This window comes from Brucella pecoris, from assembly GCF_006376675.1.
In the GTDB taxonomy this organism is placed as follows: domain Bacteria; phylum Pseudomonadota; class Alphaproteobacteria; order Rhizobiales; family Rhizobiaceae; genus Brucella; species Brucella pecoris.
Genome location: NZ_VEWK01000001.1, coordinates 104,852 through 130,128 on the forward strand (window position 1 = coordinate 104,852; position 25,277 = coordinate 130,128).

Here is a 25,277-nt window from a genome sequence, read left to right on the forward strand (position 1 = left end):
TTGTTTTTCGCATTATCCTACGCAAAACCGCTGCGCACTTTTGCTGGAAATGCTTTTAGAGGCTTTCGTGCCATGTACGCCCGTCACGCTCGATAAGCGCGATGGAGGACGATGGGCCCCATGTTCCTGCTGTGTAGCCCTGTACAGGCTGGCTGTTCAATTCCCATCCCTGAAGGATCGGATCGACCCAGCGCCATGCCGCTTCGACTTCGTCACGCCGCATGAAAAGGGTCTGGTTGCCGCGAACGACATCCATGATCAGCCGTTCATAGGCGTCCGGATTGCGTTCGCTGAAGGATTCAGCAAAGCTCATGTCGAGCGGCACGTGACGCAGGCGCATGCCGCCCGGACCCGGATCCTTGATCATCAGCCACTGCTTCACACCTTCATCGGGTTGCAGACGGATGACGAGCTGGTTGGCCATCACCTTGCCAGCGCTTTCGCCGAAGATGGAATGCGGGATCGGCTTGAAGGTCACGACGATTTCCGAAACACGGGTCGCCAGACGCTTGCCGGTGCGCAGATAGAACGGCACACCCGCCCAGCGCCAGTTGGCGATTTCAGCCTTCAGCGCGACGAAGGTCTCCGTGTTGCTGGTCTCGCTCTCAAGGTCTTCCAGATAGCCGCGCACCGGGCCGCCAGCCGAAGCACCGGCGCGATACTGGCCGCGCACGGTCACGTCTTCGACATTGGAATTGGTGATCGGTTTCAGTGAGCGCAAAACCTTGACCTTCTCGTCATGAACGGCATCGGCTTCAATCGATGAAGGCGGCTCCATTGCAACGAGGCAAAGAAGCTGGAGAATATGGTTCTGCACCATGTCGCGCAATGCGCCCGCCGTGTTGTAATAACCGGCGCGACCTTCAAGGCCGACAGCTTCTGCAACGGTGATCTGCACATGGTCGATATGGGCGGAATTCCACAGAGGCTCATAGAGCGCGTTGGCAAAGCGCAGCGCCATCAGGTTCTGCACGGTTTCCTTGCCGAGATAGTGGTCGATGCGGAAGATCTGATCTTCGCGGAAAACGCTGCCCAGCGTATCATTGAGCGTCATGGCGGATTCGAGATCGCGGCCGATCGGCTTTTCCACGATGATGCGCGTATCGCGGGTAATCAGGCCATGCGCCTTCAGGCGCGTGGCGATATCGCCGAAGAGCGTCGGGCTGACGGCGAGATAGAAGGCGCGAATCTTTTCCGGCTTCTTGCCAATCAGGGTTTTGAGCGCGTCCCAGCCTTCTTCGGACTTGGCGTCGACGGCAACATAGCTGACACGCTTCAGAAATTCGTCGACCTGCTTCTCGTCAACTTCCGCAGGCTTGACGTGCTCATGAATGGCATCGCGGGCGAACTGCCGGTACTCTTCATCCGTCATGGCGCTGCGTGAAGCGCCGATGATGCGCGTCGGGTCGGTGAGCTGGCCTGCGCGCTGGCGCTGATACAGTGCCGGGATGAGCTTGCGTTCGGCAAGGTCGCCGGAACCGCCGAACACGATGCAGTCGAAAGGCTCTACCGGAATTGTCTGGCTGGTCATCTATCGCTCTCTTCTCTTCTTGCGCAAATCAGTCTGCCTGTGGGCAGCATGCGATTTTCACGCTGCCCTTGTCTATTATCTAATCGATTTAAATTCAACAGTCGCAACGAGGCTTTCGCGGAAAATTGAAGAAATGACGCGCTTTACCCGTCTTTCCCGACAGGTTAACCGCAAATGCACACATGACATGTTCATCATAAGGCCATATTGGGACGATCAATCGCGTTTCAAGTGATTTGGGGACGGACAGGATTAGCAGGACATTGCCAAAGGAGAATGACATGAAGAGGCTGCAGGATAAGGTCGCAATCATCACCGGTGCCGGTTCGGGGTTCGGTTCGGGCATGGCGCGCCGATTTGCAGCCGAAGGTGCAAAAGTCATTCTCGCCGATGTGAACGTAAAACGTGTCGAGGATGAGCTTGCCGACATTGGCGAGAATGCTCTTTCCGTGCAGGCGGATGTGTCGCGCAAGGACGATATGGAGCGCGTGGCACGCACGGCCTTCGAAGCGTTCGGACGTATCGACATCATGGTCAACAATGCCGGTTTCACGCATCGCAACATGCCGCTGACGGAAGTGGACGAGCATAATTTCGATCTGATTGCCGCCGTGAATATGAAGGCACTTTATTATTCGACCCAGATCGTTGTGCCCATCATGGAGCATCAGGGCGGTGGCGTCATCATCAATACGGCTTCGGCAACCGCATTGCGCCCACGCAAGGGACTTGCCTGGTATAGCGCGTCCAAGGGCTGGATCATCAGCGCGACCAAGGCGATGGCGCTGGAGCTGGCGGATAAGAATATCCGCGTGAACTGCATCTGCCCGGCTGAAAGCGACGGGGAGGGGCTGAAACTGTTTCTGGAGGAAGATACGCCAGAGGCGCGTGAGGCGCTGAAACGCACCATTCCTCTCGACCGGTTTTCAACGCCGGAGGATGTGGCGGAAGCTGCGCTCTGGCTGGCCTCGGACGCGGCCTCCATGGTGACGGGGACGGCGCTCAATATCGACGGCGGCTATTCAATCTAGCCATCGGCTTCGGCAAGGAAGTCATCAAAAATGGCTTCCAGCCGCTTGTGCCGTTCAGCGGCCATGAGCTTTCCGGTTTCCGTCTTGAAGCCGGAGGCGAGGCCAAACAGTTTCGTGCGGAAATGATCGAGCGCAAAGCGCTTGTCATCCAGCGGGCGGTTTTCGGCGTGCGGGTCACGCCAGTCGTAAAGTGCGCTGCCCATGCGGCCTGCAATGTAGAAACACCGCGCAGCACCAATGACGCCGATGGCATCGAGCCGGTCGGCATCCTGCAGTATTTTTGCCTCCGTCGTGACAGGTTCGATATTGGCCGAAAAACTGTGCGCCTCAATCGCGTGGGCGGTAAGGCCAATGTGCGCTTCATCCCAGCCAAGATTGCGCAGCAGCATCGATGCCTTCTCCGCCGCCAGACGCGAAGCGCGGTTTCTGTCAGGCGAATTTTTCTCCACGCTCACGCAATCATGCAGCAGGGCTGCGGCGCAAAGCACTTCGGCATCGCCGCCTTCCTGACGCTGGATTGCGGCGGCATTTTTCCAGACGCGGGCAAGGTGGGACAGGTCGTGCGACCCGTCCTCGCCATGTTCGAGCGCGTGGGGCAGAAGCCTTTCGGCAAGTGTTTCGAAAGGCGCGAAGATATGTGCTGTCATCCTGGTTCTGCCCTGGGTCTTGGGGATTCGGGAGATGGCAGAAATTATCGGTTCTTGCGCAGGACGGTCCAGTTATAAAATGCGCCGATAGCCATGGTCAGGCATGTGCCGAGGAATACGGATCGCATGCCGAAGTGACCACCGACGAAACCGCCAGCCACTGGTCCTACGACCTGCCCCACATATTGCGCCGAGACGGAAAGCCCAAGAATGCCGCCCGCCACGCGGTCGGGCACATTGTGCCGGATGACACTGGTGATGCAGGGCAGCAATCCACCAAGCGCCAGCCCCATCAGAAAACGCAGGCCGATCAACTGCCAGGCTTGCGTCACGAAGGCTTGCGGGATCAGAAGCAGTGCGGAAACGGATAGTGCCCCGATGATGACGCGTGTGTGGCCGATGCGGTCGGCGAGGCGACCCATCCGTGAGGAAGACATGATGCTACCGAGCGCTGCAGCAGCCATCACCACGCCGGAAATGAGCGTCACTTTCGTCTGGTCGTCCATGAGCTGGATCACATAGACAGTGATGATCGGCTCGATCGACATATTGGCGAAAAGCAGCAGCATGCCCGTCACCAGCATGGCGATAACGGGCTTTCTGTCGGGGATGGCCGCCCAGATGGATTGCGCCTTCTGCTCCTTGGTCGGCTTCGGTGGCTTGCGCTCTTCGCGGATCAGGAATGTGGTGGCCAGAAAGGTGAGAAAGATCACGCCGCCCGCCAGCCAGAAGGTTGCGCGAATGCCGATCAGTGGCGGCAGTGCGCCGCCGAGCAAGGGGCCGGCCAGATTGCCCGCCATGATGCCAGCCGAGAGCGCCCCCAGCGCCCAGCCGGTCTTTTCCTTTGGCGTCTGAGTGGCGACGAGGATCATCGAGCCGGACGAATAGCCGCCGGCAATGCCCACAAACAGGCGCAATGCCACCAACTGCCAGACGCTCGTCACCATGCCGATCAGCGACATGGCGATGGCCATGCCGAGGCTGGCGCGGATCAGCATCAGCTTGCGCCCGTAACGATCACCAAGCCTGCCCCAGAGTGGTGCGACGAAGGCTGCTGCCAGAAAGGTCGCGCCGTAGGCAACGCCCGACCATTGCACGATGGCCGCATGATCGGTGACGCCCAATTGTTCCACATAAAGCGGCAGGAAGGGGAGAAGAAGCGACATGGCAATGAGCGTGGTGAATGAACCGATGAGGCAGATCAGCAGGTTCTGCTTCCAGTAGCGGTCGTGATTTTCTTCGACGGTTATATTTTCCTGGCGGGCTGTAGCGACGGTTTCATCGCTGGCAGCGGCTTGGGCGGTGCTCATGTCATGTCTCGCGATTGCAATGTATTCCATTTTGGGATACCAAAACGGTATGCATGAATGCGCCTGTCGAAACGACTTGTCAATTGCAGCGCTGCCTTAGAGAGCGTTTTGTTCTGATTGTATCAGATCAAAACGCTCTCTAAGCCCTTTTATTTGAAGCATAATCTTATCGATCCTCGTTTCACTCCGGTCGGATTATGCTCTAAAATGGAGAATGGTCGCCAATGTCACAGATGAGGCAGGTTGAAACGCAGCTTCGCGACATGATCCTCGGTCTGGAACTGGGGCCGGGCGAACGTTTGACCGAGCGCTGGATCGAGGCGCAGTTTGAAGCCTCACGCACGCCGATCCGGGCAGCACTTTTGCGGCTGGAGGCGGAAGGGCTGATCTGTCGCGAAGGGCGCGGCTGGACGGTTTCGCCGATCAATCTCAGCGAGATCGAGCAGATCGGTGTCTATCGTGAAGCGCTGGAAATTGCCGCGTTAAAACTGACCTGTGCACTTGAATATCGCAGCGGCGTGGAGCCGATTTTGGCCATGCTGGACAGTTGCGATGCCGAAACCTCGCGCGAGGAATGGCATCGGATCGGCATGGATTTTCATATCGAGCTGGCGCGGCTGTCCGGTAACGAGTTTCTCAGCCGTGGCGTGCGCGATGCCATGCAGCGCCTTTCACGGGCACGCTGGCTGGAGGTGCGCGACGAAGCGGCGCTCGCCCGCGCATGGGCCGAACACCGCGCCATTCTCGACGCGGTGCGCGAAGGGGATGCCGACAAGGCGACGGCGTTGATGAGTGCACATCTGGACGGAAGTCGCAGCCGTCTCGTCAGCAATCTGCATGAGGACCGGCGCGGCCTCAAAGCGCGGGGCTTTGCGGTCATCAGCGCCTGAAACAGTCATCACCATTCGGGCAGCTTATGGCCGTCACGTGAATAATATCGCGTGCGTCCATCAGAAATTCCGATATCACGCAGGAGATATTCCGGCGAATGCTCGGTGATAACGGTATAAGTGCGTTTGCGCGAAAACAGACGGGAGAACAGCGCATTCCAGCCGCTGTTTACCCCATGGCTGATGGTGGGCGCTGTGGCGGTTGTGCAGGCAGAATCGAGGTTTTTCATGATCTCACCTATCGAATGAAGCCACTGTGGGAGACAGTTGCTTGTTAAATCGTGCCTATAGGTATGCGCCCGAAAACCTTTGTTTTCCAATCGAACCTCGATTAGTATGCATAAGGAGGACTTATGCATCATGACGACAGCGCTTCCCCCTTTATCGGCCATTCGCGTTTTTGAATCCGCCGCCCGCCATGCCAGTTTTACCCGCGCCGCGGAGGAACTGGGCATGACGCAGGCTGCCGTCAGCTATCAGATCAAGATATTGGAGGAGCGCGTCGGCGCGCCGCTGTTTCTACGCCTGCCGCGACAGGTGGAGCTGACCGACCACGGCAAATGCCTTGCGCCCGCGATCACGGAAGCGTTCGAGACGATGCGCAATGCCTTCGCCAGCCTGCGGGAAGATGCGGAGGGCACACTGTCGATCAGTGTTCTCGCCACATTTGCCGCCAACTGGCTGGCACATCGGCTTGGCTCGTTCCAGATGCGGCATCCCTCGCTCGCGGTCAGGCTCGATACATCCGACAGCGTGATCGATTTCGCGACAACCAACGTCGATATTGCAATCAGGAGCGGTTTCGGCAAATGGCCGGGGTTGGAAGCGCATCAGCTCATCAAGGCGAGTTTCACGCCGATGCTGAGTCCTACCTTGGCCGCGACCATCGGCGGGGTAAAGGAGCCTGCCGATCTGCTGCGGCTCAAGATAATCGATGCGAGCGACCCGTGGTGGAAAATCTGGTTCAAGACGGCTGGGATCGAAAACCCGCAAATGCAGGGTAATTCACAAAACCGGCTGGGCGCGCAGCATATTGAAGGGCGGGCGACGGTCGCGGGGCAGGGTGTCGGCATTCTTACACCAGCTTTCCACCAGATAGAGATTGCCACCGGCCAGCTTATTCAGCCTTTCGATATTCTCGGCGATGATGGGCGATCCTATTGGCTGGTCTATCCCAAGTCGCGGCGCAACACGCCAAAGGTTCGCGCATTCAGGGAATGGATATTGAGTGAACTCGACTGCGGATAGATGGTGACGTTAATCTTTCGATGCGGCGAGGAAAACCGCATGCTGGGCGTCATATGCGCGCTTGAAGGCTGGGCGGGCTTCTCCGCGTGCCACATAGGCCGCGAGATTCGGATATTCGTCCAGTAAGCCAGAGCTCTTCAGCCTCCGCAGCACTGTCACCATCAGAAGATCACCGGCGCTGAAGGCTCCGTCGAGCCAGTCATTGTTGCCGAGACGGGCAGAAAGGGCGTCCAGCCTTTTGCGGATATAGGCCTCCACGATAGGCATCCGCTGTTCGTACCAGCTCTCCTGCCGTTCCACAAAGCCAGCTCTTTCCCGCTCGAGGATTACCGGCTCGATTGTGCTCTGCGCGGCGAACATCCATGTGATTGCGCGTGCCCGGCCATTGGCATCATCCGGCAGAAGGCCGGGATTCTGTTGCGCGATATGAAGCACGATTGCACCGGATTCGAACAGCGCCAAATCGCCCTCTTCATAGGTGGGTATCTGCCCGAAGGGTTGAAGATCAAGATGGGGGCTGGCTTTCATCGCCTCAAACGAGACGAGGCGCACATCATAGTCCTGCCCGGTCTCTTCAAGCGCCCATCGAACAGGCATGTCCCGCGCCATTCCCCGGCCGCGATCAGGCGAATTTTCAAATGCGGTTATGATGAGGCGCTTCGGTTTGGTGGACGCATTCTTCATGATGGCTCCTCCTCAATGTCACGCTCGTTGCCCCAAAATGTAAACCGATGTCTCCCGGTTCCGGTTGCAGTCTTCGGTCGCTTCTTTGCAACGTGCCCATCATGAATAGCTGGATATAAACCTCCCGCAAAATGATGCCGACCAGTTGGTATGTTGTCAATCCGAGAGAAAGCGGGAAGGCGCGGGAGGCAGAAAGCTGGTTCTGGGAGCGGCTAGGGCGGAAGGTCTGCCGAATTATTCACGCATTCAAAATTTTTTTCTGCCCAATGTCACATTCGGCATTGCTGTTTCGTCATGTCTATCGAACCCCTTGAACCGAAAGGAACGATACCATGACCCCTCTGCTCAACCCGTTCAATGTTGCGCCTGCTACAATGAAATCATGGATGAATGCTTCGATGACCATCGCATCCAGTCTGGAAGCGAGCCTGATCGAGCTTGTGAAAATCCGCTCCTCGCAGATCAATGCCTGCGCCAATTGCATCAATATGCATACGCTTGAAGCACGCTCTCTGGGCGAGACCGAACAGCGCATTTATTTGTTGTCGGCATGGCGCGAAGCACCGTGCTACTCTGCGCGCGAACGTGCGGCTCTGGGATGGGTCGACGCGCTGACCCGCCTGTCGCAAGGCCACGATCTGGAAGATGCCCGCACGGCCATGCAGGCACAGTTCACCGAGGAGGAGCAAGTGAACCTTACGCTGATGATCAACATCATCAATGGATGGAACCGCATGGCGGTTGGCTTCGGTCTCTGGTTCGTACCGGAAGCCAAAAAGCCCGCAGTAAAGGCAGCCGTCTGATGGTTGACATATCCTCGCAAAGCGATGCAGCCGACAGCTTCGATCCGCTGCGCCCGAAACTGATCCGCGTTGCCTATCGCATGCTGGGCTCGGTCGCCGATGCCGAGGATATGGTGCAGGAGGCGTTCATCCGATGGATGAACGCCGACCGCAGCGAGGTGCGTGAGCCGGAAGCCTTTCTGCGCCGCACCGTTACCCGCCTGTGCCTTGATTTTCTGAAATCCGGGCGCAATCAGCGCGAAACCTACTTCGGCCCATGGATTCCCGACCCGGTTGTCGAAGAGGAAGCGGATGATGATGTCACCCTTCCGCTTATGCTGGCGCTGGAGCGTCTTTCGCCGCTGGAACGCGCCGCTTTTCTTTTGCACGATGTCTTCGGGCTGGATTTCGACGAAATAGCCAGGACCATCCAGCGCGATGCCGCCGCCTGCCGTCAGCTTGCGGCACGTGCCCGCAAGCATGTACGCGAGGAACGTCCGCGTTTTCAGGTCGACAAGCAGCGCGGACTTGAACTGGCGCAGGCCTTTTTCACCGCGTCGCGCAGCGGCGACATGAACGCGCTCGGCGCAATGCTGGCGGCTGATGTGAGTTTTCATGCAGATGGCGGCGGCAAGCGCCCGGCTTTCCCGAAGCCTGTTTTCGGCTTCGACGAGGTGATGAAAACCAACGAGAAACTGGCAGGCTATTTCAGCGGCAACCGGTCGAAATTGCTGCGCATAGTCTTCATCAATGGTTTGCCCGGCTTCATCACGCGCGAATCCGATGGAGAAATCCAGACGACGGCGCTCGACATAGAAGACGGCAGGATCGTCGGGATCTATGTCGTGCGCAACCCCGACAAGCTAAAGCACCTGCACTGAGCAATACCGGCTCCGCTTCCGGGAGACATGCTTTACCCGATCAGGTAGCGGCAGGCGCCTGCCGCGCCAATGCCGATCAGCACGGTTGGCAGCATGGAAAAGCGCGTCGCGGCGAAGATCGTGATTGCAAGCGCGATCAGGTCGGCAGGTTTGTCGGACACGAAATCGGGCGCGATGACCGAGATCAGAACACAGCCGGGCGCTGCTTCCATCACAGCCGTTGCACGCTTGCTGAGCGTGCGATTGCGCAGCAGCACATAGCCGCCGATGCGCGTGAGATAGGTGACACTTGCCATCAGAACGATGGTCAGAACAGCTACCGGATCGATCATTCTTCACCTGCCAGCAGATAGGCTGCAACAAGACCGGACAAGGCACCGGCGGCGACATACCAGGCGCCGGGAATGGTGAGATAGGTCAGCGCGGCCACAACAAGGCTGACCAGCCATGGGCGCGCCGCTGCAAAACCTTTCCACATGCCCGCCAGCAGCACCAGAAATACTGCCGGGAATGCCATGTCGAAACCATAGGGGCGCAGGTCGCCCATCATCGGGCCGAAGGCTGCGCCAAGCGTCGTGAAGGCAACCCATGCGAGGTAGAAAGGTATGGCCACACCGGCATAGAAGGTGAGGCTCAGCGCCGGATTGACGCCCTTCGACTGGCGGCGTTTCGCATCGGCAAGGCCGAGCGCCCAGCTTTCATCGCACATCAGAAACAGGCTCGCGAAAGCCTTGCGCTTGGGCAGATGGCGGATGAAGGGCGCCAGAGCCGCGCCCATCAGCAGATGGCGGCTGTTGACCAGAAAGGTGATAGCAACAATCAGAAGGACATGCGGCGGCGAGGTCCAGAGCTGGATGGCCGCGAATTCCGATCCGCCTGCAAAGTTCAGCCCGGTCATCATGGGCACTTCGATGACGCTGAGGCCCTTTTGCGCGGCCTGCGCGCCCAGAACCAGCGCATAAGGAATAATGCCAAGCAGAACCGGCAGACCGGCTGCGGCCCCGCGACGGAATTCCGAGCCGCGCCCGGATCTGCTTTTTTGAGGCACATAGGCCTGTGAAATATCCATAAAATTCCCGTTGGCCAACCGGTAACTGGTTGCCCCTTGCTCAGTCTCTTGCGTGTTTGCTTGAGAAGTTTCGCGACTATAACCAATCCCGTGAGCAATTTGGTTGCGAATTATGCCTCTTTGCATCAATGTTTGGCAGGGAATGCCAATAAGAGTGGCATAAATGGAATTGAGCGCTAATGAAGCTGGATGAGATTGACAAACGGATTCTGCGCGTGCTGCAACGCGACGGCCGCATCGCCAATAACGATCTCGCGCGCGAGGTCGGCCTGTCGCCGTCTCCGTGCCTGCGGCGGGTGAAGCTTCTGGAAGAAGCGGGCGTGATCGACCGCTATGTCGCGGTGCTGAACCCGGCCAAGGTTGGTAAAGGGCTGACTTTCTTCACCCGTATCCGGCTGGACAAGCAGGACGAGGAAACGCTTCAGACCTTCGCCAAGGAAATACTGAAGTTGCCGCAGGTACTCGAATGCTATTTCATGCTCGGCGATTATGACGCGATGATCCGGGTGGTTGCGGCGGATATCGAAGATTACCGCCGCTTCCAGTCGGAATATCTGAGCCGGATCAAGGGCGTTCAGAACCTGAAGACCGACGTGCCGAGCCAGACGGTCAAGCAGACTTCCGAAATGCCCCTGTAACCTCCTCTGCGGCAATGAGCGGATTGGGCCGCGCCAGTTCCGCATTGACCCGATCTGCCAGTTCAAAGAAACGCCTGCGCACCTGCGGAGCATAGGGATTGGCATGCTCGATGGCCTGAAACACTTCCGGCGCATCATGGCGGACCATGCCGATGGCCTGCATCAGAAGGTCGAAGCTTTTCGTTGTCATACGGGCGGGGAGCGGCTCCATCTGCACCAGAACCTTGGCGATCAGATGCGTCAGGCCCTGAACCATTGCCGCCTCGCGGTCATGGTCTTCTGGTGTTGTGACAATAACATCAAGGGCAAGGTGCTTTTTCAGGAAGGCCGCAACGCGGTGAAACCGCGTGCCGCGCACGGGGCAGACGGCGATTTTCAGACCAGCAATGCCGTCGCGCGCGCTCTGAGGGCCGAAGAGCGGATGTGTGGCGACAATATCGACATGCACAGGCAGGCCGCGTCGCATGATATCGGCAGGGCCGACCTTGACCGAGCCGACGTCGAGAATAAGCGCACCGGGGCGCAAATGCGGCGCGATCGTTTTCACCACGCGGTCAAGCGTCGCGACCGGCGTTGCAAGGATGACGATATCGCAGAGGGCGACCTGTTCCAGAGAGGTCAGGGTGACGCCATGCGTCTGGGCCGTCAGTTCCAAGCCCGCTGCGGGATCGTATGCATATAACAGGAAATACGGGTTCAGGTGACGGGCAATAAGCTGCCCGAATGCACCAAAGCCGATAATGCCAATTTTCATATGCTGATTGTTGTCGCGAGACATGGACTGACCTCTTTGTGGCCGCATGGCCAGAGGTGCTGTCCTTCAAACTCAACCGCTGGCAATGCAGCGGTTGAACTATGACAAAGCAAACCCGCCGCTATATGAGCGGGGCGTAATAAGACCGGGTGCTGATAAGTGCTTTGTTCATGCCGTCTAGCTATTCCTGCTTCATGCGGATGTCAACAGCCCGTCTATTTCATATAGGCGCGAACCACGTCGACCAGTTCGCCTGCACCTTCGTCGCGCTCTTTTTGCGGAAGGGAGCCATCGGCAACATGCATCAGAATATGGTCTTCAATCACCTCCGCCATCAGCCCGTTGACCGCGCCGCGTACGCCCGCGATCACTTGCATGACTTCCGCGCAGCCCTTCTCTTCTTCGAGCATCCGTTCAACACCCTCAAGCTGGCCGCGAATACGGCGCACGCGGTTGATGAGCTTCTGCTTTTCGCGGATCGTATGGGTCATGGGAGCCTTGGTCCTTCATGGCACTGTTGCTGGCATTCACGCATGTCTTTATACCAAAACCGGGTTCCCACTTTTGGGAGACATGCTCCATATTCAGGCGGCGCGCGCTTCCACCTCTACGGTCACATGCGACAAATCATGGATCGCTGCAAGCTTGTTCCGGTAATAGGAGGGGGCTCTCGGCTCTTCCGCTATAATCGAAACAATGGCCCCGTGATGACCCGGTCCGAGTTGCCAAACATGCAGATCGGCGATCTCTCCGCCTTCGCGACTGATGATTTCAGCGATCTCTTCCGGCAGGTCTTCACCTTCCGGCAGATAGTCCAGCAGTGTTGAACCGGTGTCCTTTATCAATCCCCATGACCAGTGCGCGATCACCGCCGCGCCGACGATACCCATTGCCGGATCAAGCCAGAGCCAGTCGTAAAGACTGCCCAGCAGAAGCGCTGCGATGGCAAGCACCGACGTCAGAGCATCGGCAAGCACATGCATATAGGCTGCACGCAGGTTCTGGTCGTGGCTTCCCTCATGACCATGACCATGACCATGACCATGACCATGATCATGGTGCCCGTGGTGGTGCGAATGATCATCCTTGAGAAGCCAGGCACAGACGAGATTGACGATAAGGCCGATGACGGCAACCAGAATGGCCTCGTGAAAATTTATGCTGACCGGCATGCTGAAGCGCCAGAAGCTTTCCCAGCCGATCAAGAGGGCGATCAGCGCCAGAACGATGGCACTGGCAAAGCCGGCCAGATCGCCGAGTTTGCCGGTGCCGAATGTGAACCGCGAATTATGTGCGTGCTTGCGTGCATAGAGATAGGCAAGGGCCGCGATCAGCATTGCCGCTGCATGGGTGGACATATGCCAGCCGTCGGCGGTCAGCGCCATGGAGCCATAAAGGTTTCCAGCAACGATTTCGATGACCATCATCGTTGCCGTGATGGCGATCACGATCCAGGTGCGCTTTTCGTTGCGCCGGTGATTTTCGCCCAGGAAGACGTGCTCATGTCTGGAATTCAGGTGATGGCCGGAATGGTTCGTATGATGATGCACGCTCATTGAAACAGCCTTTCTATTAAAATAGGGGGGTATACTATTTTATAGAGAGTTACAAATCACGCCTACAGGAGCGGGCTTAACCTCGATCAGCACGAACGCCCGCGGGCAACGCCTTTCAAGGGCCGAAAAACTCACCATTCGGCTGAGGGTCTACGCCTATTCGAGAAGGCTTTTGACCTGATTGCGGCAATTTTTTCGGAGTTGCGATCAGATAAGATCGGAATCGTTAGCGTACATCCCGAAAAGTGTGAAACGATGTTGGGACAAGATGTGCGTCAAACAAGACAATGAGCGCGGCGATCTGATTCAATCAGATCGAAATGCGCTCTGAATTGGGGCAAAGCATTGAAGCGCCGCTGATCCGCGCAACACGGAACGACGCTTCAGTTTTTGAAGCTGTGCATCGTGCTTTGCTAGAAATCCACGCTGATTTTCAGGCCGGTGCCGTAACGAGAAGAGCGGAGGGATTCATGTCTTCAGAAAAGAACGGGCATTCGCCGCGCAGTCGTGCGCGACGGCATTTTCTGGGTCTTACGGCAGCCACTGCCGCCAAGGTTGCGGCACTCGGGGTCCTGGCTTCAACGGTGTCGTCACGCCCGTCACAAGCCTTGGGCACCAAATGGTGGCATGGTGGTCACGGCGGCGGCGGTTCCGGCGCTAACTGCCTTTTGAAAGGCACACTCATCGAGACCCCAACCGGCCTGGTGGCGGTGGAGACATTGTCCGTCGGCGATCTTGTGACAACGGCTCGGGGTGAAACGCGCCCGGTCAAATGGGTGGGCTGGCAGAACCATAGAAAAGGCGGCACGCAATGGAATGAGAGCGTGATGCCGATCCGCGTCAAGCGCTATGCCATCGACAGCAAAACACCGCAGCGCGACCTTTATCTTTCACCCAACCACGCACTGCTTATCGACGGCGTGCTGATCCGCGCGAAGGACCTGGTCAATGGTCAAAGCATAGCGCGCGTATCGATGGACAAAACGATCGACTATTACAATATCGTTCTCGACAGTCATGAAGCCGTGCTGGCGGAAGGGGCAGCAGTCGAAACCTATCTGATGCGTGGCGACAGCTATAAGAGTTTCACCAATTTCTCCGAGTATCAGGAACTCTATCCGGAGGAAGCCAACATCATCATGCGGCCCTATGCGCCGCTCATGGGCTATGAGGGTGCCCGCCAGCACTTGCACGCATTGTTGTGCATGAGCGGCATTCTTCCGCTGCGTGACGTGGTTGAGGAAACCTATCAGCGTCTGGCCGCAAAAACCGGCGAGAGCGTAGCCTAGAATAGTGAATAGTACCGGGCGGTGGTAAGAAAGGCGGGGTGCCGAAGGGTGCTCCGCCTTTCTCTTGTGAAGCAGTTTAGCCAGCTTCCGCAGCGCGCAGGAAAGACTTTCGTTCCGTTTCACTGCCGATGATCTGGCCTCTCAGTTGCAGGAGATCTTTTCGGCTGACCAGTCCGCAGAGCTTTCCTTCGCGTGTCACAATGGGGATGCGTCCGCAATCGGTCGCGATCATCATGTCGGTGATGAAGGCTACGCTATCATCCTGATGGCCCACCGGAGTGGATGTGTCGGAAATCGAGTCTGCAAGCGTTTGGCCCGACAGTTCCGTCTTTCTCTGCCATTCCAGCGCATCCGCGCGTGTAACCACGCCGACAAGGACACGGTCGTTGTCAATGACCGGATAAAGCCGATGTCGCGCTGCCTCCGAGGCAAAGAAGGCGGAAGCTTCCTGCACGGTCATGCTTGCCGGTAACGTGTCCACATTCGTCACCATGACTTCATGCACGCGGACGGATTCAAACGGGCTGACGCCATATTCGCGCGTGATGTGCTGTCCGCGCCGTGCAATTTTCTCGGTCAAGATGGAGCGCTTGAGCAGAAGAACCGTCACTGCATAGGCGGTCACCGTTGCGACGAAAACCGGAACGATCTGGCCGAAATCGCCGGTAACCTCGACGGCAAAGAAGGTGCCGGTCAGCGGCGCGCGCATCGTTCCGCCCATCATGGCAGCCATTCCGAGAAGCGCCCAGAAACCCGGTTCTCCACCCGGCATGATCAGGCCAAGCAGCCAGCCCATTGCTCCGCCGAAGATCAGAAGCGGAGCCAGAACGCCCCCGGAAGTACCCGATGCCAGAGCGCAAAGCCAGATCGCGCTTTTGACGAGCAGAACCACCAGCACCGTGGTTGCCAGGAATTTATCGTTGAGGAAACCGTCGATGAGGTCATAGCCGACGCCAAGCGCACGCGGTTCGATCAGGCCGCCAATGCCGATGGCGATGCCGCCGATTGCCGGCCACCACATCCAGTGAATGGGCAGCCGCTCGAACGCATCCTCCAGCTTGTAGAGGAGTGTCGTGAGCAACCCTGATTGGAGCCCGGCAACGATGCCGACCAGTGCACATGCTGCTATTCCCCACCAGGGCAGGACCAGATGAAAATGGGTCTGAAACAGCGGACCTGTCTCGAAAAACAAGGGGCGGTTCGTGTTGGCAACTGCTGCGGCAGCCGCAACGGGAATGAAGCTGCGGGGCTTCCATTCGAAGAGCAGCAATTCGACGCCCAGCATCACGGCAGCAATGGGCGTGCCAAAAATGGCGGTCATGCCAGCGGCGGCACCGGCGACGAGCAAGGTTTTCCGCTCGGCTGAGCTCATCTGGAACAATTGCGCAAAGAGCGATCCGATCGCTCCGCCCGTCATGATGATCGGACCTTCGGCGCCGAACGGACCGCCCGTACCGATCGAAATCGCCGATGAGAGCGGCTTTAGTATCGCCACTTTAAGCGACATGCGGCTGCCACCGATCAGGATGGCTTCAATCGCTTCGGGAATACCGTGTCCGCGAATTTTCTCCGAGCCGTAACGTGCCATCAGCCCGATTGCCAGACCGCCCAATATGGGGATGAGAACGATCCAGACGGACGGTGAAAGATGCGCCAGCGTTGCCGGGTCAATGCTGACGCGGCCAAACCAGACCAGATTGGTGACGAAGGCGATCAGGCTTACGAGCACCCATGCGGCAGCGGTACTGACAGCGCCGATGACAATCGCCATCGCGATCAGGAGCAGCATTCGCCTGTCGGCGGTAAAATCGCCCGCAACGCGGCGCGCCACGCCTCCGGTGAAATCGTGGGGTCTTCGAAACTCGTTTTGCCGGGCCATAGCGAACTCCTTTTTTCCCTGGCAAGGAGGCAGATAGGGGGAAAAGCATCCTCAAACGGCTGGCTAGATATATCGTAATACGATATAAATCAATCGCACATCTTTGTGTTTGAGTAAGGGGCTTGCTATTGGGGAAGGGATTGCTGCAAAGCGTCTATGGAAAGACCCGAGCAGTGCGGCTTTGCAGATAGAAGGCGCAGGGGAGAAGCCTGTTGTGAAAAGAAATCCGGATGCTTTGACACAAGCCGACTATCAGGCGCTTGCGGAACTTCGCTATCGCTTGCGCCGGTTCATGAGTTTCAGCGCGACGGCTGCGGAAGCGGAAGGGCTTCCGGCGCAACAGCATCAGGCGTTGCTTGCGATCAAGGCCCATGCGGCTGATACGCCGATGACGGTTGGTAACCTTGCGGAGTGGCTTGTCATTGCTCCGCACACGGCAACAGAGTTGGTCGGCAGGCTGGCGGATGCCGATCTGGTGGTGCGGATGGTCGATCCTTCGGACCGTCGCCGCCACATATTGGCTTTGACCGACAAGGCCGAGCATGTTCTTGAGCGGCTCAGCGCCGCGCACTTAGCCGAGATACGCGAGCTTGCCCCCAATCTGATCGAGGTTTTGACCAAGCTGGAGCGTGCAGCGAACAAGCCGAAGTAACGGCCTATATTCTATCCATCAATGCATACCACGACAGGGCGAGGAACAGCAGCGGCGAGCGAAAGGTGCGACCGCCGGGGAAGGCGGGAATGCGCAGTTCTTCGAACAGTTTCAGCCTGTCGCGATTGCCTGCGACGGTTTCCGCATAGAGCTTGCCCATATAATTGGCCAGCATGACACCGTGGCCTGAATAGCCGCCTGCGGAAATCACGCCGGGCATCACTTCGCGCACGAAGGGCTGGCGCGGCATGGTTATGCCGACCGACCCGCCCCACGCATGGGTGATCTCGACCTTGTCCAGTGCCGGATAAATCTCGGCGATCTGGCGGCGGATATGCGTGCTGATGTCGCGCGGATTGTCGGCAGTATAGGCTTCGCGCCCGCCGAACAGCAGCCTGCCGTCCTTTGAACGGCGGAAATAACGCACCACGAAGCGGGAATCGTCGATGGATTCACCACCCGGAATAACCGGGCTATCGTCGCCGAGTGGCGCTGTTGCGCCGATGAAGGAGCGGATCGGCATGACATGCGATGCGCTGACCGGCTCCAGCAATCCGCCATAGGCATTCACCGCAATGAAGGCGTTTCGCGCGGATATGGTTCCACGATTGGTTTCGACTTCGACCCGCCCGCTCGCGGTGCTGATCCTGGTGGCCCTTGTATCTTCAAAAAGCTTCGCGCCTGCCGCATGTGCCGCCTTTGCGGCTCCGACAAGCAGTTTCAGCGGATGAATATGGCCGGTGCCCGCATCATAGACGCCGCCATAATAACGTTCGGAACCAAGCAGGCTCGCGGTTTCCCCACGGTCGAGCAAACGCAAATGCGGATAGTTGAAGCGGCTTGCCATTAGCTCGACATGGCGCTCATACGATTTCAGATAGCGCAGCTTGTGCACGACCGAAATCTGACCGGGCACATATTCCATGTCGATCCTGTGTTCGTCGGCAAAGGCAAGGAGATAGGCCTTGGCCTCCTCCGCGACGTCGAACAGGGCCTTGGCGCGTTCAAAGCCGTATTCCGCTTCAAGGTCTTCGGCCCATGTGCGCTGGCCTGTACCGAACTGGCCGCCATTGCGCCCCGACGCCCCATCGCCGAACCGTGCACCGTCGATGAGTGTGACATCCACGCCCTGCCTCGCCAGATGATAGGCCGCCGAAAGCCCCGTATATCCGCCGCCAATGACAACGACATCCGCCTGCCGCGAGCCGTCCATCTCGGGATATTGCGGTCTGTCGGGAACAGTCGCCTCGTACCAGGAATAGCCGGGCGAGATTGGGGACTGGTAGGGCATTGGCGATTCCGTTTTAAGGGAGTAGGGGAATAAGGGAATAGGTCAGGTTTCCGATAGTTTGCGAATAAGAAGCCGTAGCAGTTTTCCAACACTCGCACTCATAGCCATTATGGGTTCCGTTTTGTCGCTTCTGATGAAACCCAACCTTTCGGCGATGAGCAAGTGGGTTTCCATTTCTTTCAAGGAGCCTTGGGCGATACGGAGAAATTGCTGATAAGCACCGCGAGTATCGCGACCATAACCTTCAGCAATATTGACTGGGACAGAAACAGCAGCGCGCCTAACCTGGCTGGTGAGGCCATAAATCTCTTCTTTTGGCCAGGTTTCTGTCAATTTATATATAGCAGTCACGAGCTCCATTGCTTGTTGCCACACAAATATATCGCGATAAGAATTGATTGCCACAGCCACGCCCCCGCATATCTGCTTACTCCCTTACTCCCTTACTCCCTTACTCCCTTACTCCCTTACTCCCTTACTCCCTTACACATTGAGCAGCAAAAACTCGCGTTCCCACGGGCTGATGACTTCCATGAAGGTTTCGAACTCGGCGCGCTTGATGGCGGCGTAGGTCGTGACGAAGGAGTTGCCGAACAGGTTGCGCAGCTCTGCGTCCTCTTCGAACAGTTCCACCGCGTCGATCAGGCCGCGGGGCAGCTCGACTTCCTTGGTGTTGACGCTCGTGGTTGCAGGCTGTTCGGGTTCGATCTTGTTTACAAGGCCGATCAGTCCGCAGGCAAGCGAAGCCGCCAGAGCGAGATAGGGGTTGGCGTCGGAGGAGGGGATGCGGTTTTCCACGCGGCGCCCATTGGGGTCGGAGCGCGGCACGCGGAAAGCGGTGGTGCGGTTGTCGTAGCCCCATTTGACGTTGACGGGTGCGGAAGCATCCGGCGTCAAACGGCGGTAGGAGTTCACGTAAGGCGCGAACATGACAAGCGCATTCGGCACGTGACGCTGCATGCCGCCGATAAAGTGGCGGAAAGCTTCGCTTTCGCTGCCATCCTCATTGGTGAAAATGTTGCGTCCGGTCTTTTTGTCCACGATGGACTGGTGGATATGCATTGCCGATCCGGGCTGGCCCTGAATGGGCTTGGCCATGAATGTGGCATACATGTCGTGCTTGAGCGCCGCCTCGCGGATCGTGCGCTTGAACAGAAAAACCTGGTCAGCCAGTTCCACCGGATCGCCGTGGCGCAGGTTGATCTCAAGCTGACCGGCACCTTCTTCGTGGATCAGCGTGTCGATCTCCAGCCCCTGGCCCTCGGAGAAATGATAGATATCGTCGATCAGTTCGTCGAACTCATTGACGCCCGCAATCGAATAGCCCTGTCCGCCGCCAATGGCACGGCCCGAGCGTCCGACGGGCGGGGTCAGAGGATAATCCGGGTCGGGGTTCTTGCGGACCAGATAGAACTCGATTTCCGGTGCCACAACCGGCTTCAGACCGCGTTTGTTATAGGCGGCAACGACGTTGCGCAGCACATTGCGCGGGGTGAATTCCACCCCACGTCCGTCCTGATAGGCGAGATCGCAGATAACCTGTGCGGTCGGATCGGACTCCCATGGCACGACCGAAAGGGTCGATAGGTCCGGCACCAGCTTCAGGTCGCCGTCATCTTCGGGGTAATGGAAGCCGTAACCGTCTTCCGGATAATCGCCGGAAATCGTCGTCATGAAGACGGCGGAAGGCAATGCCAGCGACGTATTGGAGGTGAACTTCTTCGACGGCATCATCTTGCCGCGGGCAACCCCCGCCTGATCGGGGGTGATGCATTCGATGTCTTCGATATCGCGCCAGGCAAGCCATTCGGTTGCCTGCTTCCAGTTCTTCACACCGCGAAGAGATTTGACATAAGCAGGCGTACGGCGACGCGGGGCGCGCGTAACCTTCTTTTCCGTCGTATCAGCAGACATCCATCACCAGAGAATGATTTCGATAGTGGCATGATAGCTGCGACAGTCGGCAATGACAAATGGGTCCGGCAAGCTTTTGTGTGCGCTATCGCAGAAAGCGCACACAAAAGAAATTTGATGCGTCACACCAAAACTCGATGAGTTTGACTCATCGAGTTTTGGTTAAGCCTGTGCGGCGATTGAGCATTTTCAGGGCGTGATGCGTTAGCATCTCAGCGCCCTGGTATCAGAGGCCGAAATGGCCCTTGAGAGCGGGCACGTTCGTAACCAGTTGGTCAACCAGTTGCGGGTCATGATCGCGCACATAATTGATCACCTGTCCGCCTGCTTCGGTGATCTGGTCGCTCGAGAGGCCGCTGGAACGAAGCGTAGCGGCAGCTTTCAAAAGTGCGCTCATCTTTTCGCCCGCCACATTGTCCATCAGGCCCGAAAGCGCACCCATGATGCCACCGGTGCTCGAGGCAAGCACGTCGTGGGCGTTTGCCAGTTGCTGCGCATCCGGCAGCAGTGCGAAAATCTTGTTGCCGATTTCAGGCGCGCTGTGTTGCAGCACGGAAAACACCGAACCGGCGAGCTTTTCGGCAAGCTGCGGATCGATGTTGATCTTTGTGGCGATACTGTCGATGAGAGACTGAACAGACATGAAAATTCCTGTGTTCCTTGCCCCCGCAAGGGGATGTTTTCGTAGACGATCCCGGAAAGCATAATCATCCTCCCAGGTTTTCGTGCCAATGCACGAAGCAAGGTTTTGCCAGCATTGAGTGAATTTTCGATCAAGATTGTTCGGGATGGCGTTTGAACGAAAGAAAGGTGTATAGGGCTGCTGCCATCCATTTTTCCGGACTGAGTTGAGATGATCGTTCGCCCGCGCCCGCCTCTGTGGAAACTCTTCTTCATTCTGAAGGGCTCCATCATCCTGCGCATCCTGCCGCAGATCTTTGCGGTCTTTCTTCTGTCGCTATTGGTCGTGTGGGCGCATCGCGCCTTTCCCGGCTGGGTGCCCGCCGTCAACAACGGCACGGCCCTGGCGCTGCTCGGCATTGCGCTTTCGATCTTCCTCGGTTTTCGCAACAACGCCTGTTATGACCGCTGGTGGGAAGCGCGCAAAATCTGGGGAAAGCTCGTCTATACGACGCGCAGCCTGGCGCGGCAGACGCTGCTGCTGGAAAACACGCCGGAGCTTGAAGGCAGCCGGAAAAAGCTGCTCGATTATGCGATCGCATTTTCGCAGGCCATGGTCAGCCATCTTCGGCCAGAGGAAACCAGCGGCCCAAGCAAATACGACAAATGGCTGTCAGCAGAAGAGCGGAAGGCATTGGCGGAAAGCCGCAACAAGCCCGATTTTATCTTGCGCCAGCTCGGTGCCGTGCTTGCGGATATGCGGGTGAAGGATGGGCTGCATCCTATTGATTTTCAAACGCTTGATGGTTCAGTCTCTGCATTGGCAGAGGTTCAGGCGGCATGCGAGCGGTTGCGGTTCACGCCGGTTCCATTTGGCTATACGCTGCTTCTGCACCGCACGGCCTATCTGTTCTGTTTCTTCATACCGTTCGGCTTTGCCGATATGCTCGGTTGGGGGACGCCATTTGCGACGACGCTGGTGGCTTATACCTTCTTTGGACTGGATGCGCTGGGCGATGAGCTGGAAGAACCATTCGGGACACTGCCGAACGATTTGCCCATCGGGGCCATCGCCGACACAATCGAAATCAATCTGCGGGAAGCATTGGGTGAGGAAAACCTGCCCGCCCTTCCGCAGCCGGTCGATTATCTTCTGATGTAAAAAAAAGCCCCGACTGGCAGGGCCAGCCGGGGGAGGTCAGTTGAGGAAATCCGACCATAAAGCGAGTGGCAGATCAACCCCGTTTCATCGAATTTTACGGGCAACTGCCAGTTCGGACATTCTGTCGCTGCCAAAAGCAATGTGCATGAACATGGTAGCGACGACGGTGGTCAAGATCGTCGTCATTTGTCGTGGGTGACGATAACGGGGATCAACAGATCGCCCCAGTTGCCGTCTCCACCATGATGCCGGGCGGAGCGGACCAGTTCCACGGAGACGCCTGCCTCGACCGCCTTCATGACGGTGTAGTTGAGGCGATGCAGATCGTTGGCGAGCATGCGGATAACGGTCTGCTGATCCGTGGTCATGCTTGACGATTGTTCTTCTGCTCTTTCCTTGACGCGTGCTGGCGAATTCATGGAACTGTTCCTCCTGTTTGTCGCCGGGCTGTTATTCAGCAGCCGGTCTGAACTGTGCTGTTTCAGTCGATTCCTTCATGGCGGTGGTCGAAGACTGACCGCCGGTGATTGCGAGCGACACGGCATCGAAATAGCCGGTGCCGACTTCGCGCTGGTGCTTGGTCGCGGTGTAGCCATTGGCTTCGGCTGCAAATTCCGCCTGTTGCAGTTCGGAATAGGCTGCCATCTGCCGATCCTTGTAACCGCGCGCCAGTTCGAACATGCCGAAGTTGAGCTGGTGGAAACCGGCCAGCGTGATGAACTGGAACTTGTAGCCCATCGCGCCCAGCTCACGCTGGAACTTGGCAATCGTGGCATCGTCGAGGTTCTTCTTCCAGTTGAACGACGGCGAGCAGTTGTAAGCGAGCTTCTTGCCCGGATGCGCCTTGTGCACGGCTTCCGCGAAGCGGCGAGCCTGTTCGAGATCGGGCTTGGATGTTTCCATCCAGATCAGATCGCAATAGGGCGCATAGGCAATCGCACGGGCGATACATGGCTCGATGCCGTTCTTCACCTGATAGAAGCCTTCCGCCGTGCGGCCCGCATCGTAATCGACAAAGGGCTGGTCGCGCTCGTCGATGTCCGAGGTCAGAAGCTTGGCAGCTTCCGCATCCGTGCGGGCGATGACCAGCGTGGCCGTTCCCATCACGTCTGCTGCCAGGCGTGCCGCATTGAGGTTGCGGATATGCGCTGCCGTCGGGATCAGAACCTTGCCGCCGAGGTGGCCGCACTTCTTTTCCGAAGCGAGCTGGTCTTCATAGTGCACGCCGGCTGCGCCTGCCTCGATGAAGGCTTTCATGATCTCGAAAGCGTTCAGCGGACCGCCGAAACCTGCTTCTGCGTCGGCAACAATTGGCGCAAACCAGGTGTCGACGGAAAGCCCCTTGCCTTCGGCGGTTTCGATCTGGTCGGCACGCTGCAACGTCTTGTTGATGCGCTTGGCGAGTTCCGGGGCGGCATTGGCCGGATAAAGCGACTGATCCGGATACATGGCCGATGCCGTGTTCGCATCTGCTGCAACCTGCCAGCCGGAGAGGTAGATCGCTTTCAGTCCGGCGCGAACCATCTGCATGGCCTGATTGCCGGAGAGCGCGCCGAGCGCATTGACGAAATCTTCTTCGTGAATGAGTTTCCACAGACGGTTTGCGCCCATCTCGGCCAGCGAGTACTTGATCTCCACCGAACCGCGCAGCCTTTTTACATCTTCGGCCGTATGTGCACGCTGGATGCCGTCGAAACGACCTTTGGGTGCCGAAGGAATAAGGCTGTAAAAATCTGTCATTTCGGTGTCTCCTCATACTTTGAACTGGTTCGGGAAGAGCAATTTGTCTGCGCTCTTTCTGTGACCAGATTTACAATTGCGATGAGTGAAGCGCCAGAAAAACCGGAAAATACGTCTGATAAATGAGGTAATGCTGTCGGTTTTTTGACTGAGGGGCTATGTAAATTTGTAAAGATTGTCAAAATCAAACTTTGACGCTATTTTGTCATGAGTTGTAAAATTCACCGTCATGGGTTTGGGAGGACGGAGTTGAGCGAACGCAAGATATTTGCCGGTCCACGCATCAGGCGCATCCGCAACGAGCGATCCCTGACGCAGACCGCCATGGCCGAGGCGCTTGGCATTTCACCGTCTTACCTGAACCTGATCGAGCGCAATCAACGACCGCTGACGGTGCAGCTTCTGCTGAAGCTCGCCAGCGTTTACAAACTCGACCTCGACAGCCTTCAGGCCGAAAGCGGCTCCACGATCACGGGCCTGAAGGAAGTCTTCTCCGATCCGCTCCTGACCGGCGAATTGCCGGGCGATCAGGAGTTGGTCGAAATCGGCGAGGCTGCTCCCAATGCTGCCGTCGGGATCATGAAGCTCTATCGTGCCTATCGCGAGCAGCAGCAGCGCCTGTCCGATCTGTCGCAATTGCTGTCGCACGAGGGAAGCGGGGCGGAGCTTTCGGCGACGCGTCTGCCGCTGGATGAGGTGCGCGATGTGATGGCGCGGCGGCCCAATCACTATCCTCGCATCGAGGAAGAGGCTGAAAGTTTTTTCGCCTTGTTGAAGCCGGATGGTGACGTGTCGGCAGCTCTGAAGGACTGGTTGCGTCGGGAACATGGCATCACGGTTCGCACGCTGCCGGTCGCCACCATGCCCAACTGGCGCAGGCGTTATGACCGGCATTCTCAGCGGCTTTTCATTTCTGAGCGCCTGTCGCCCTTCGATCAGTTGCAGGAAATCTCGATGGAAGCGGCGCTGATCCGCATGCAGGTGGTGATCGGCGCAGAGACGGAGGGCTTGAAACTGTCATCGGGTGAGGCGAAGCGCATCGCGCGGTTCGAACTGGCGCGCTATGCGGCGCAAGCTTTGATGATGCCTTATCGCCAGTTTCGTGATGCCGCTGTCCGGGCCCGTTATGATGTCGACGTGCTCCGCACGCGCTTCGGCGTTTCATTCCAGCAGGCGGCGAACCGCCTCACCACCTTGCAGCGGCAGGGGGCAAGTGCACTGCCCTTCTTCGTGATGGAAATCGACCATGCCGGCAATCGCCTGCGTGTTGCAGGTGCGGAAGGTTTTCCGGTCCGCTTCTGCGGGCAATGCCCGAAATTGCCGGTCTATGCCGCTTTTGCACAGGCGGGCCAGGTGCTGGTCGAACCGGTGGAACTACCGGACGGTTCTGCATTTTTGACCATCGCACGCACTCTGGAAGGACCGCAGGGCGCATTCAGTGAGCGCCCGCGCCGGACGGCGCTATTGCTTGGTTGCGTGCTGGAAGCGGGTGCCGACACGGTCTATGGCGTGTCACTTTCAAAGGCTGGCAATACCGAGATTGGCCCGGCTTGTCGTCTTTGCGAAAGACAGGGCTGTATCACCCGTGCCGAGCCACCGCTGACACGCCCGCTCGGTCTGGACGAGATGGTGGCGGGGTTGTCTGCCTTCGACTTTCAATAGTGAGCTGATATTTCGACCCAGCATAACCAAAATCGCAACGCCCCTC

27 protein-coding genes are annotated in these 25,277 nt (G+C 57.7%); 10 read left to right on the forward strand and 17 right to left on the reverse strand.

The features are described from left to right. Nucleotides 1–55: 55 nt before the first annotated feature. Nucleotides 56–1,531, reverse strand: coding sequence for a glucose-6-phosphate dehydrogenase (gene zwf / locus FIB18_RS00480; RefSeq protein WP_140018885.1), 1,476 nt, complete (start codon nucleotides 1,529–1,531; stop codon nucleotides 56–58). Nucleotides 1,532–1,812: 281 nt separating this feature from the next. On the opposite strand from zwf, the gene FIB18_RS00485 reads away from it, so the two are divergent. Continuing rightward, nucleotides 1,813–2,562: an SDR family oxidoreductase gene (locus FIB18_RS00485; RefSeq protein WP_140018886.1), complete on the forward strand. Its 750-nt coding sequence runs from the start codon at nucleotides 1,813–1,815 to the stop codon at nucleotides 2,560–2,562. Here FIB18_RS00485 and FIB18_RS00490 read toward each other — a convergent pair. Both FIB18_RS00490 and FIB18_RS00495 read right to left on the reverse strand, forming a co-directional pair. Then, complete coding sequence (locus tag FIB18_RS00490) at nucleotides 2,559–3,209, reverse strand: HD domain-containing protein (RefSeq protein ID WP_140018887.1); 651 nt, start codon at nucleotides 3,207–3,209, stop codon at nucleotides 2,559–2,561. The genes FIB18_RS00485 and FIB18_RS00490 overlap by 4 nt on opposite strands. A 44-nt stretch (nucleotides 3,210–3,253) precedes the next feature. Then, complete coding sequence (locus tag FIB18_RS00495; protein WP_140018888.1) at nucleotides 3,254–4,519, reverse strand: multidrug efflux MFS transporter; 1,266 nt, start codon at nucleotides 4,517–4,519, stop codon at nucleotides 3,254–3,256. A gap of 224 nt (nucleotides 4,520–4,743) precedes the next feature. Here FIB18_RS00495 and FIB18_RS00500 point away from each other — a divergent pair, with 224 nt between their 5' ends. Next, the gene (locus tag FIB18_RS00500) at nucleotides 4,744–5,409 is read left to right on the forward strand and encodes a GntR family transcriptional regulator (protein ID WP_140018889.1); all 666 of its coding nucleotides are present in this window, start codon (nucleotides 4,744–4,746) and stop codon (nucleotides 5,407–5,409) included. 8 nt (nucleotides 5,410–5,417) lie between these two features. Here the strand turns inward: FIB18_RS00500 and FIB18_RS00505 are convergent, their stop codons facing one another. Then, nucleotides 5,418–5,639 carry a hypothetical protein gene (locus tag FIB18_RS00505; RefSeq protein WP_140018890.1) on the reverse strand — a complete coding sequence of 74 codons (222 nt, stop codon included), beginning with the start codon at nucleotides 5,637–5,639 and terminating at the stop codon, nucleotides 5,418–5,420. A gap of 130 nt (nucleotides 5,640–5,769) precedes the next feature. Between FIB18_RS00505 and gcvA the strand changes: the two genes are divergently transcribed. Further along, complete coding sequence (gcvA, locus tag FIB18_RS00510; protein WP_140018891.1) at nucleotides 5,770–6,657, forward strand: transcriptional regulator GcvA; 888 nt, start codon at nucleotides 5,770–5,772, stop codon at nucleotides 6,655–6,657. Between the two features lie 9 nt (nucleotides 6,658–6,666). Here gcvA and FIB18_RS00515 read toward each other — a convergent pair whose 3' ends face one another. Beyond that, nucleotides 6,667–7,341 carry a glutathione S-transferase family protein gene (locus tag FIB18_RS00515; protein WP_140018892.1) on the reverse strand — a complete coding sequence of 225 codons (675 nt, stop codon included), beginning with the start codon at nucleotides 7,339–7,341 and terminating at the stop codon, nucleotides 6,667–6,669. Between the two features lie 332 nt (nucleotides 7,342–7,673). Here FIB18_RS00515 and FIB18_RS00520 point away from each other — a divergent pair, with 332 nt between their 5' ends. After that, entirely contained in the window at nucleotides 7,674–8,144 is a 471-nt protein-coding gene (locus FIB18_RS00520; RefSeq protein WP_140018893.1) for a carboxymuconolactone decarboxylase family protein, read from the forward strand. Further along, the gene (locus FIB18_RS00525; protein WP_140018894.1) at nucleotides 8,144–9,004 is read left to right on the forward strand and encodes a sigma-70 family RNA polymerase sigma factor; all 861 of its coding nucleotides are present in this window, start codon (nucleotides 8,144–8,146) and stop codon (nucleotides 9,002–9,004) included. The genes FIB18_RS00520 and FIB18_RS00525 overlap by 1 nt, the downstream gene beginning before the upstream one ends. A 32-nt stretch (nucleotides 9,005–9,036) precedes the next feature. Here the strand turns inward: FIB18_RS00525 and FIB18_RS00530 are convergent, their stop codons facing one another. Together FIB18_RS00530 and FIB18_RS00535 are read right to left on the reverse strand one after the other, a co-directional pair. Beyond that, nucleotides 9,037–9,336 (reverse strand): AzlD family protein, encoded by a 300-nt coding sequence (locus tag FIB18_RS00530; RefSeq protein WP_140018895.1) that lies wholly within the window; start codon nucleotides 9,334–9,336, stop codon nucleotides 9,037–9,039. Further along, nucleotides 9,333–10,073 (reverse strand): AzlC family ABC transporter permease, encoded by a 741-nt coding sequence (locus tag FIB18_RS00535; RefSeq protein ID WP_140018896.1) that lies wholly within the window; start codon nucleotides 10,071–10,073, stop codon nucleotides 9,333–9,335. The genes FIB18_RS00530 and FIB18_RS00535 overlap by 4 nt, the downstream gene beginning before the upstream one ends. A 179-nt stretch (nucleotides 10,074–10,252) precedes the next feature. On the opposite strand from FIB18_RS00535, the gene FIB18_RS00540 reads away from it, so the two are divergent. Then, nucleotides 10,253–10,711, forward strand: a complete 459-nt coding sequence (locus FIB18_RS00540) for an Lrp/AsnC family transcriptional regulator (protein WP_061346941.1) — start codon at nucleotides 10,253–10,255, stop codon at nucleotides 10,709–10,711. Here FIB18_RS00540 and FIB18_RS00545 read toward each other — a convergent pair. From FIB18_RS00545 to dmeF, 3 genes are all read right to left on the reverse strand, one after another. Then, the gene (locus FIB18_RS00545) at nucleotides 10,683–11,489 is read right to left on the reverse strand and encodes a prephenate dehydrogenase (protein WP_140018897.1); all 807 of its coding nucleotides are present in this window, start codon (nucleotides 11,487–11,489) and stop codon (nucleotides 10,683–10,685) included. The genes FIB18_RS00540 and FIB18_RS00545 overlap by 29 nt on opposite strands. A gap of 191 nt (nucleotides 11,490–11,680) precedes the next feature. Then, nucleotides 11,681–11,956, reverse strand: a complete 276-nt coding sequence (locus FIB18_RS00550; RefSeq protein ID WP_105544021.1) for a metal/formaldehyde-sensitive transcriptional repressor — start codon at nucleotides 11,954–11,956, stop codon at nucleotides 11,681–11,683. Between the two features lie 93 nt (nucleotides 11,957–12,049). After that, nucleotides 12,050–13,021 carry a CDF family Co(II)/Ni(II) efflux transporter DmeF gene (dmeF, locus tag FIB18_RS00555; RefSeq protein ID WP_140018898.1) on the reverse strand — a complete coding sequence of 324 codons (972 nt, stop codon included), beginning with the start codon at nucleotides 13,019–13,021 and terminating at the stop codon, nucleotides 12,050–12,052. A 470-nt stretch (nucleotides 13,022–13,491) separates the two neighbouring features. On the opposite strand from dmeF, the gene FIB18_RS00560 reads away from it, so the two are divergent. Then, nucleotides 13,492–14,310: a Hint domain-containing protein gene (locus tag FIB18_RS00560; RefSeq protein WP_140018899.1), complete on the forward strand. Its 819-nt coding sequence runs from the start codon at nucleotides 13,492–13,494 to the stop codon at nucleotides 14,308–14,310. Nucleotides 14,311–14,386: 76 nt separating this feature from the next. Here the strand turns inward: FIB18_RS00560 and FIB18_RS00565 are convergent, their stop codons facing one another. Further along, nucleotides 14,387–16,189 carry a chloride channel protein gene (locus FIB18_RS00565; RefSeq protein WP_140018900.1) on the reverse strand — a complete coding sequence of 601 codons (1,803 nt, stop codon included), beginning with the start codon at nucleotides 16,187–16,189 and terminating at the stop codon, nucleotides 14,387–14,389. A 292-nt stretch (nucleotides 16,190–16,481) separates the two neighbouring features. Here FIB18_RS00565 and FIB18_RS00570 point away from each other — a divergent pair, with 292 nt between their 5' ends. Beyond that, on the forward strand, nucleotides 16,482–16,841 hold the full coding sequence (locus FIB18_RS00570; RefSeq protein WP_235894815.1) for a MarR family winged helix-turn-helix transcriptional regulator: 360 nt from the start codon (nucleotides 16,482–16,484) through the stop codon (nucleotides 16,839–16,841). Nucleotides 16,842–16,845: 4 nt separating this feature from the next. On the opposite strand, the gene FIB18_RS00575 is transcribed toward FIB18_RS00570, so the two are convergent. The 4 genes from FIB18_RS00575 to FIB18_RS00590 form a co-directional block, all read right to left on the reverse strand. Further along, complete coding sequence (locus tag FIB18_RS00575) at nucleotides 16,846–18,132, reverse strand: NAD(P)/FAD-dependent oxidoreductase (RefSeq protein WP_140018901.1); 1,287 nt, start codon at nucleotides 18,130–18,132, stop codon at nucleotides 16,846–16,848. Between the two features lie 42 nt (nucleotides 18,133–18,174). After that, entirely contained in the window at nucleotides 18,175–18,537 is a 363-nt protein-coding gene (locus tag FIB18_RS00580) for a four helix bundle protein (RefSeq protein ID WP_140018902.1), read from the reverse strand. Nucleotides 18,538–18,615: 78 nt separating this feature from the next. After that, nucleotides 18,616–20,046 (reverse strand): glutamine synthetase family protein, encoded by a 1,431-nt coding sequence (locus FIB18_RS00585; RefSeq protein WP_140018903.1) that lies wholly within the window; start codon nucleotides 20,044–20,046, stop codon nucleotides 18,616–18,618. Between the two features lie 226 nt (nucleotides 20,047–20,272). Further along, nucleotides 20,273–20,689, reverse strand: coding sequence for a DUF2267 domain-containing protein (locus FIB18_RS00590; RefSeq protein WP_140018904.1), 417 nt, complete (start codon nucleotides 20,687–20,689; stop codon nucleotides 20,273–20,275). Nucleotides 20,690–20,899: 210 nt separating this feature from the next. Between FIB18_RS00590 and FIB18_RS00595 the strand changes: the two genes are divergently transcribed. Next, nucleotides 20,900–21,829, forward strand: a complete 930-nt coding sequence (locus tag FIB18_RS00595; RefSeq protein ID WP_140018905.1) for a bestrophin family protein — start codon at nucleotides 20,900–20,902, stop codon at nucleotides 21,827–21,829. A 182-nt stretch (nucleotides 21,830–22,011) separates the two neighbouring features. Here the strand turns inward: FIB18_RS00595 and FIB18_RS00605 are convergent, their stop codons facing one another. Then, nucleotides 22,012–22,248 (reverse strand): SMc00767 family acetate metabolism repressor, encoded by a 237-nt coding sequence (locus FIB18_RS00605; RefSeq protein ID WP_010659117.1) that lies wholly within the window; start codon nucleotides 22,246–22,248, stop codon nucleotides 22,012–22,014. Between the two features lie 31 nt (nucleotides 22,249–22,279). Next, entirely contained in the window at nucleotides 22,280–23,569 is a 1,290-nt protein-coding gene (gene aceA / locus FIB18_RS00610) for an isocitrate lyase (RefSeq protein WP_010659116.1), read from the reverse strand. Nucleotides 23,570–23,818: 249 nt separating this feature from the next. Between aceA and FIB18_RS00615 the strand changes: the two genes are divergently transcribed. After that, on the forward strand, nucleotides 23,819–25,231 hold the full coding sequence (locus FIB18_RS00615) for a helix-turn-helix domain-containing protein (RefSeq protein WP_140018906.1): 1,413 nt from the start codon (nucleotides 23,819–23,821) through the stop codon (nucleotides 25,229–25,231). Nucleotides 25,232–25,277: the final 46 nt, after the last annotated feature.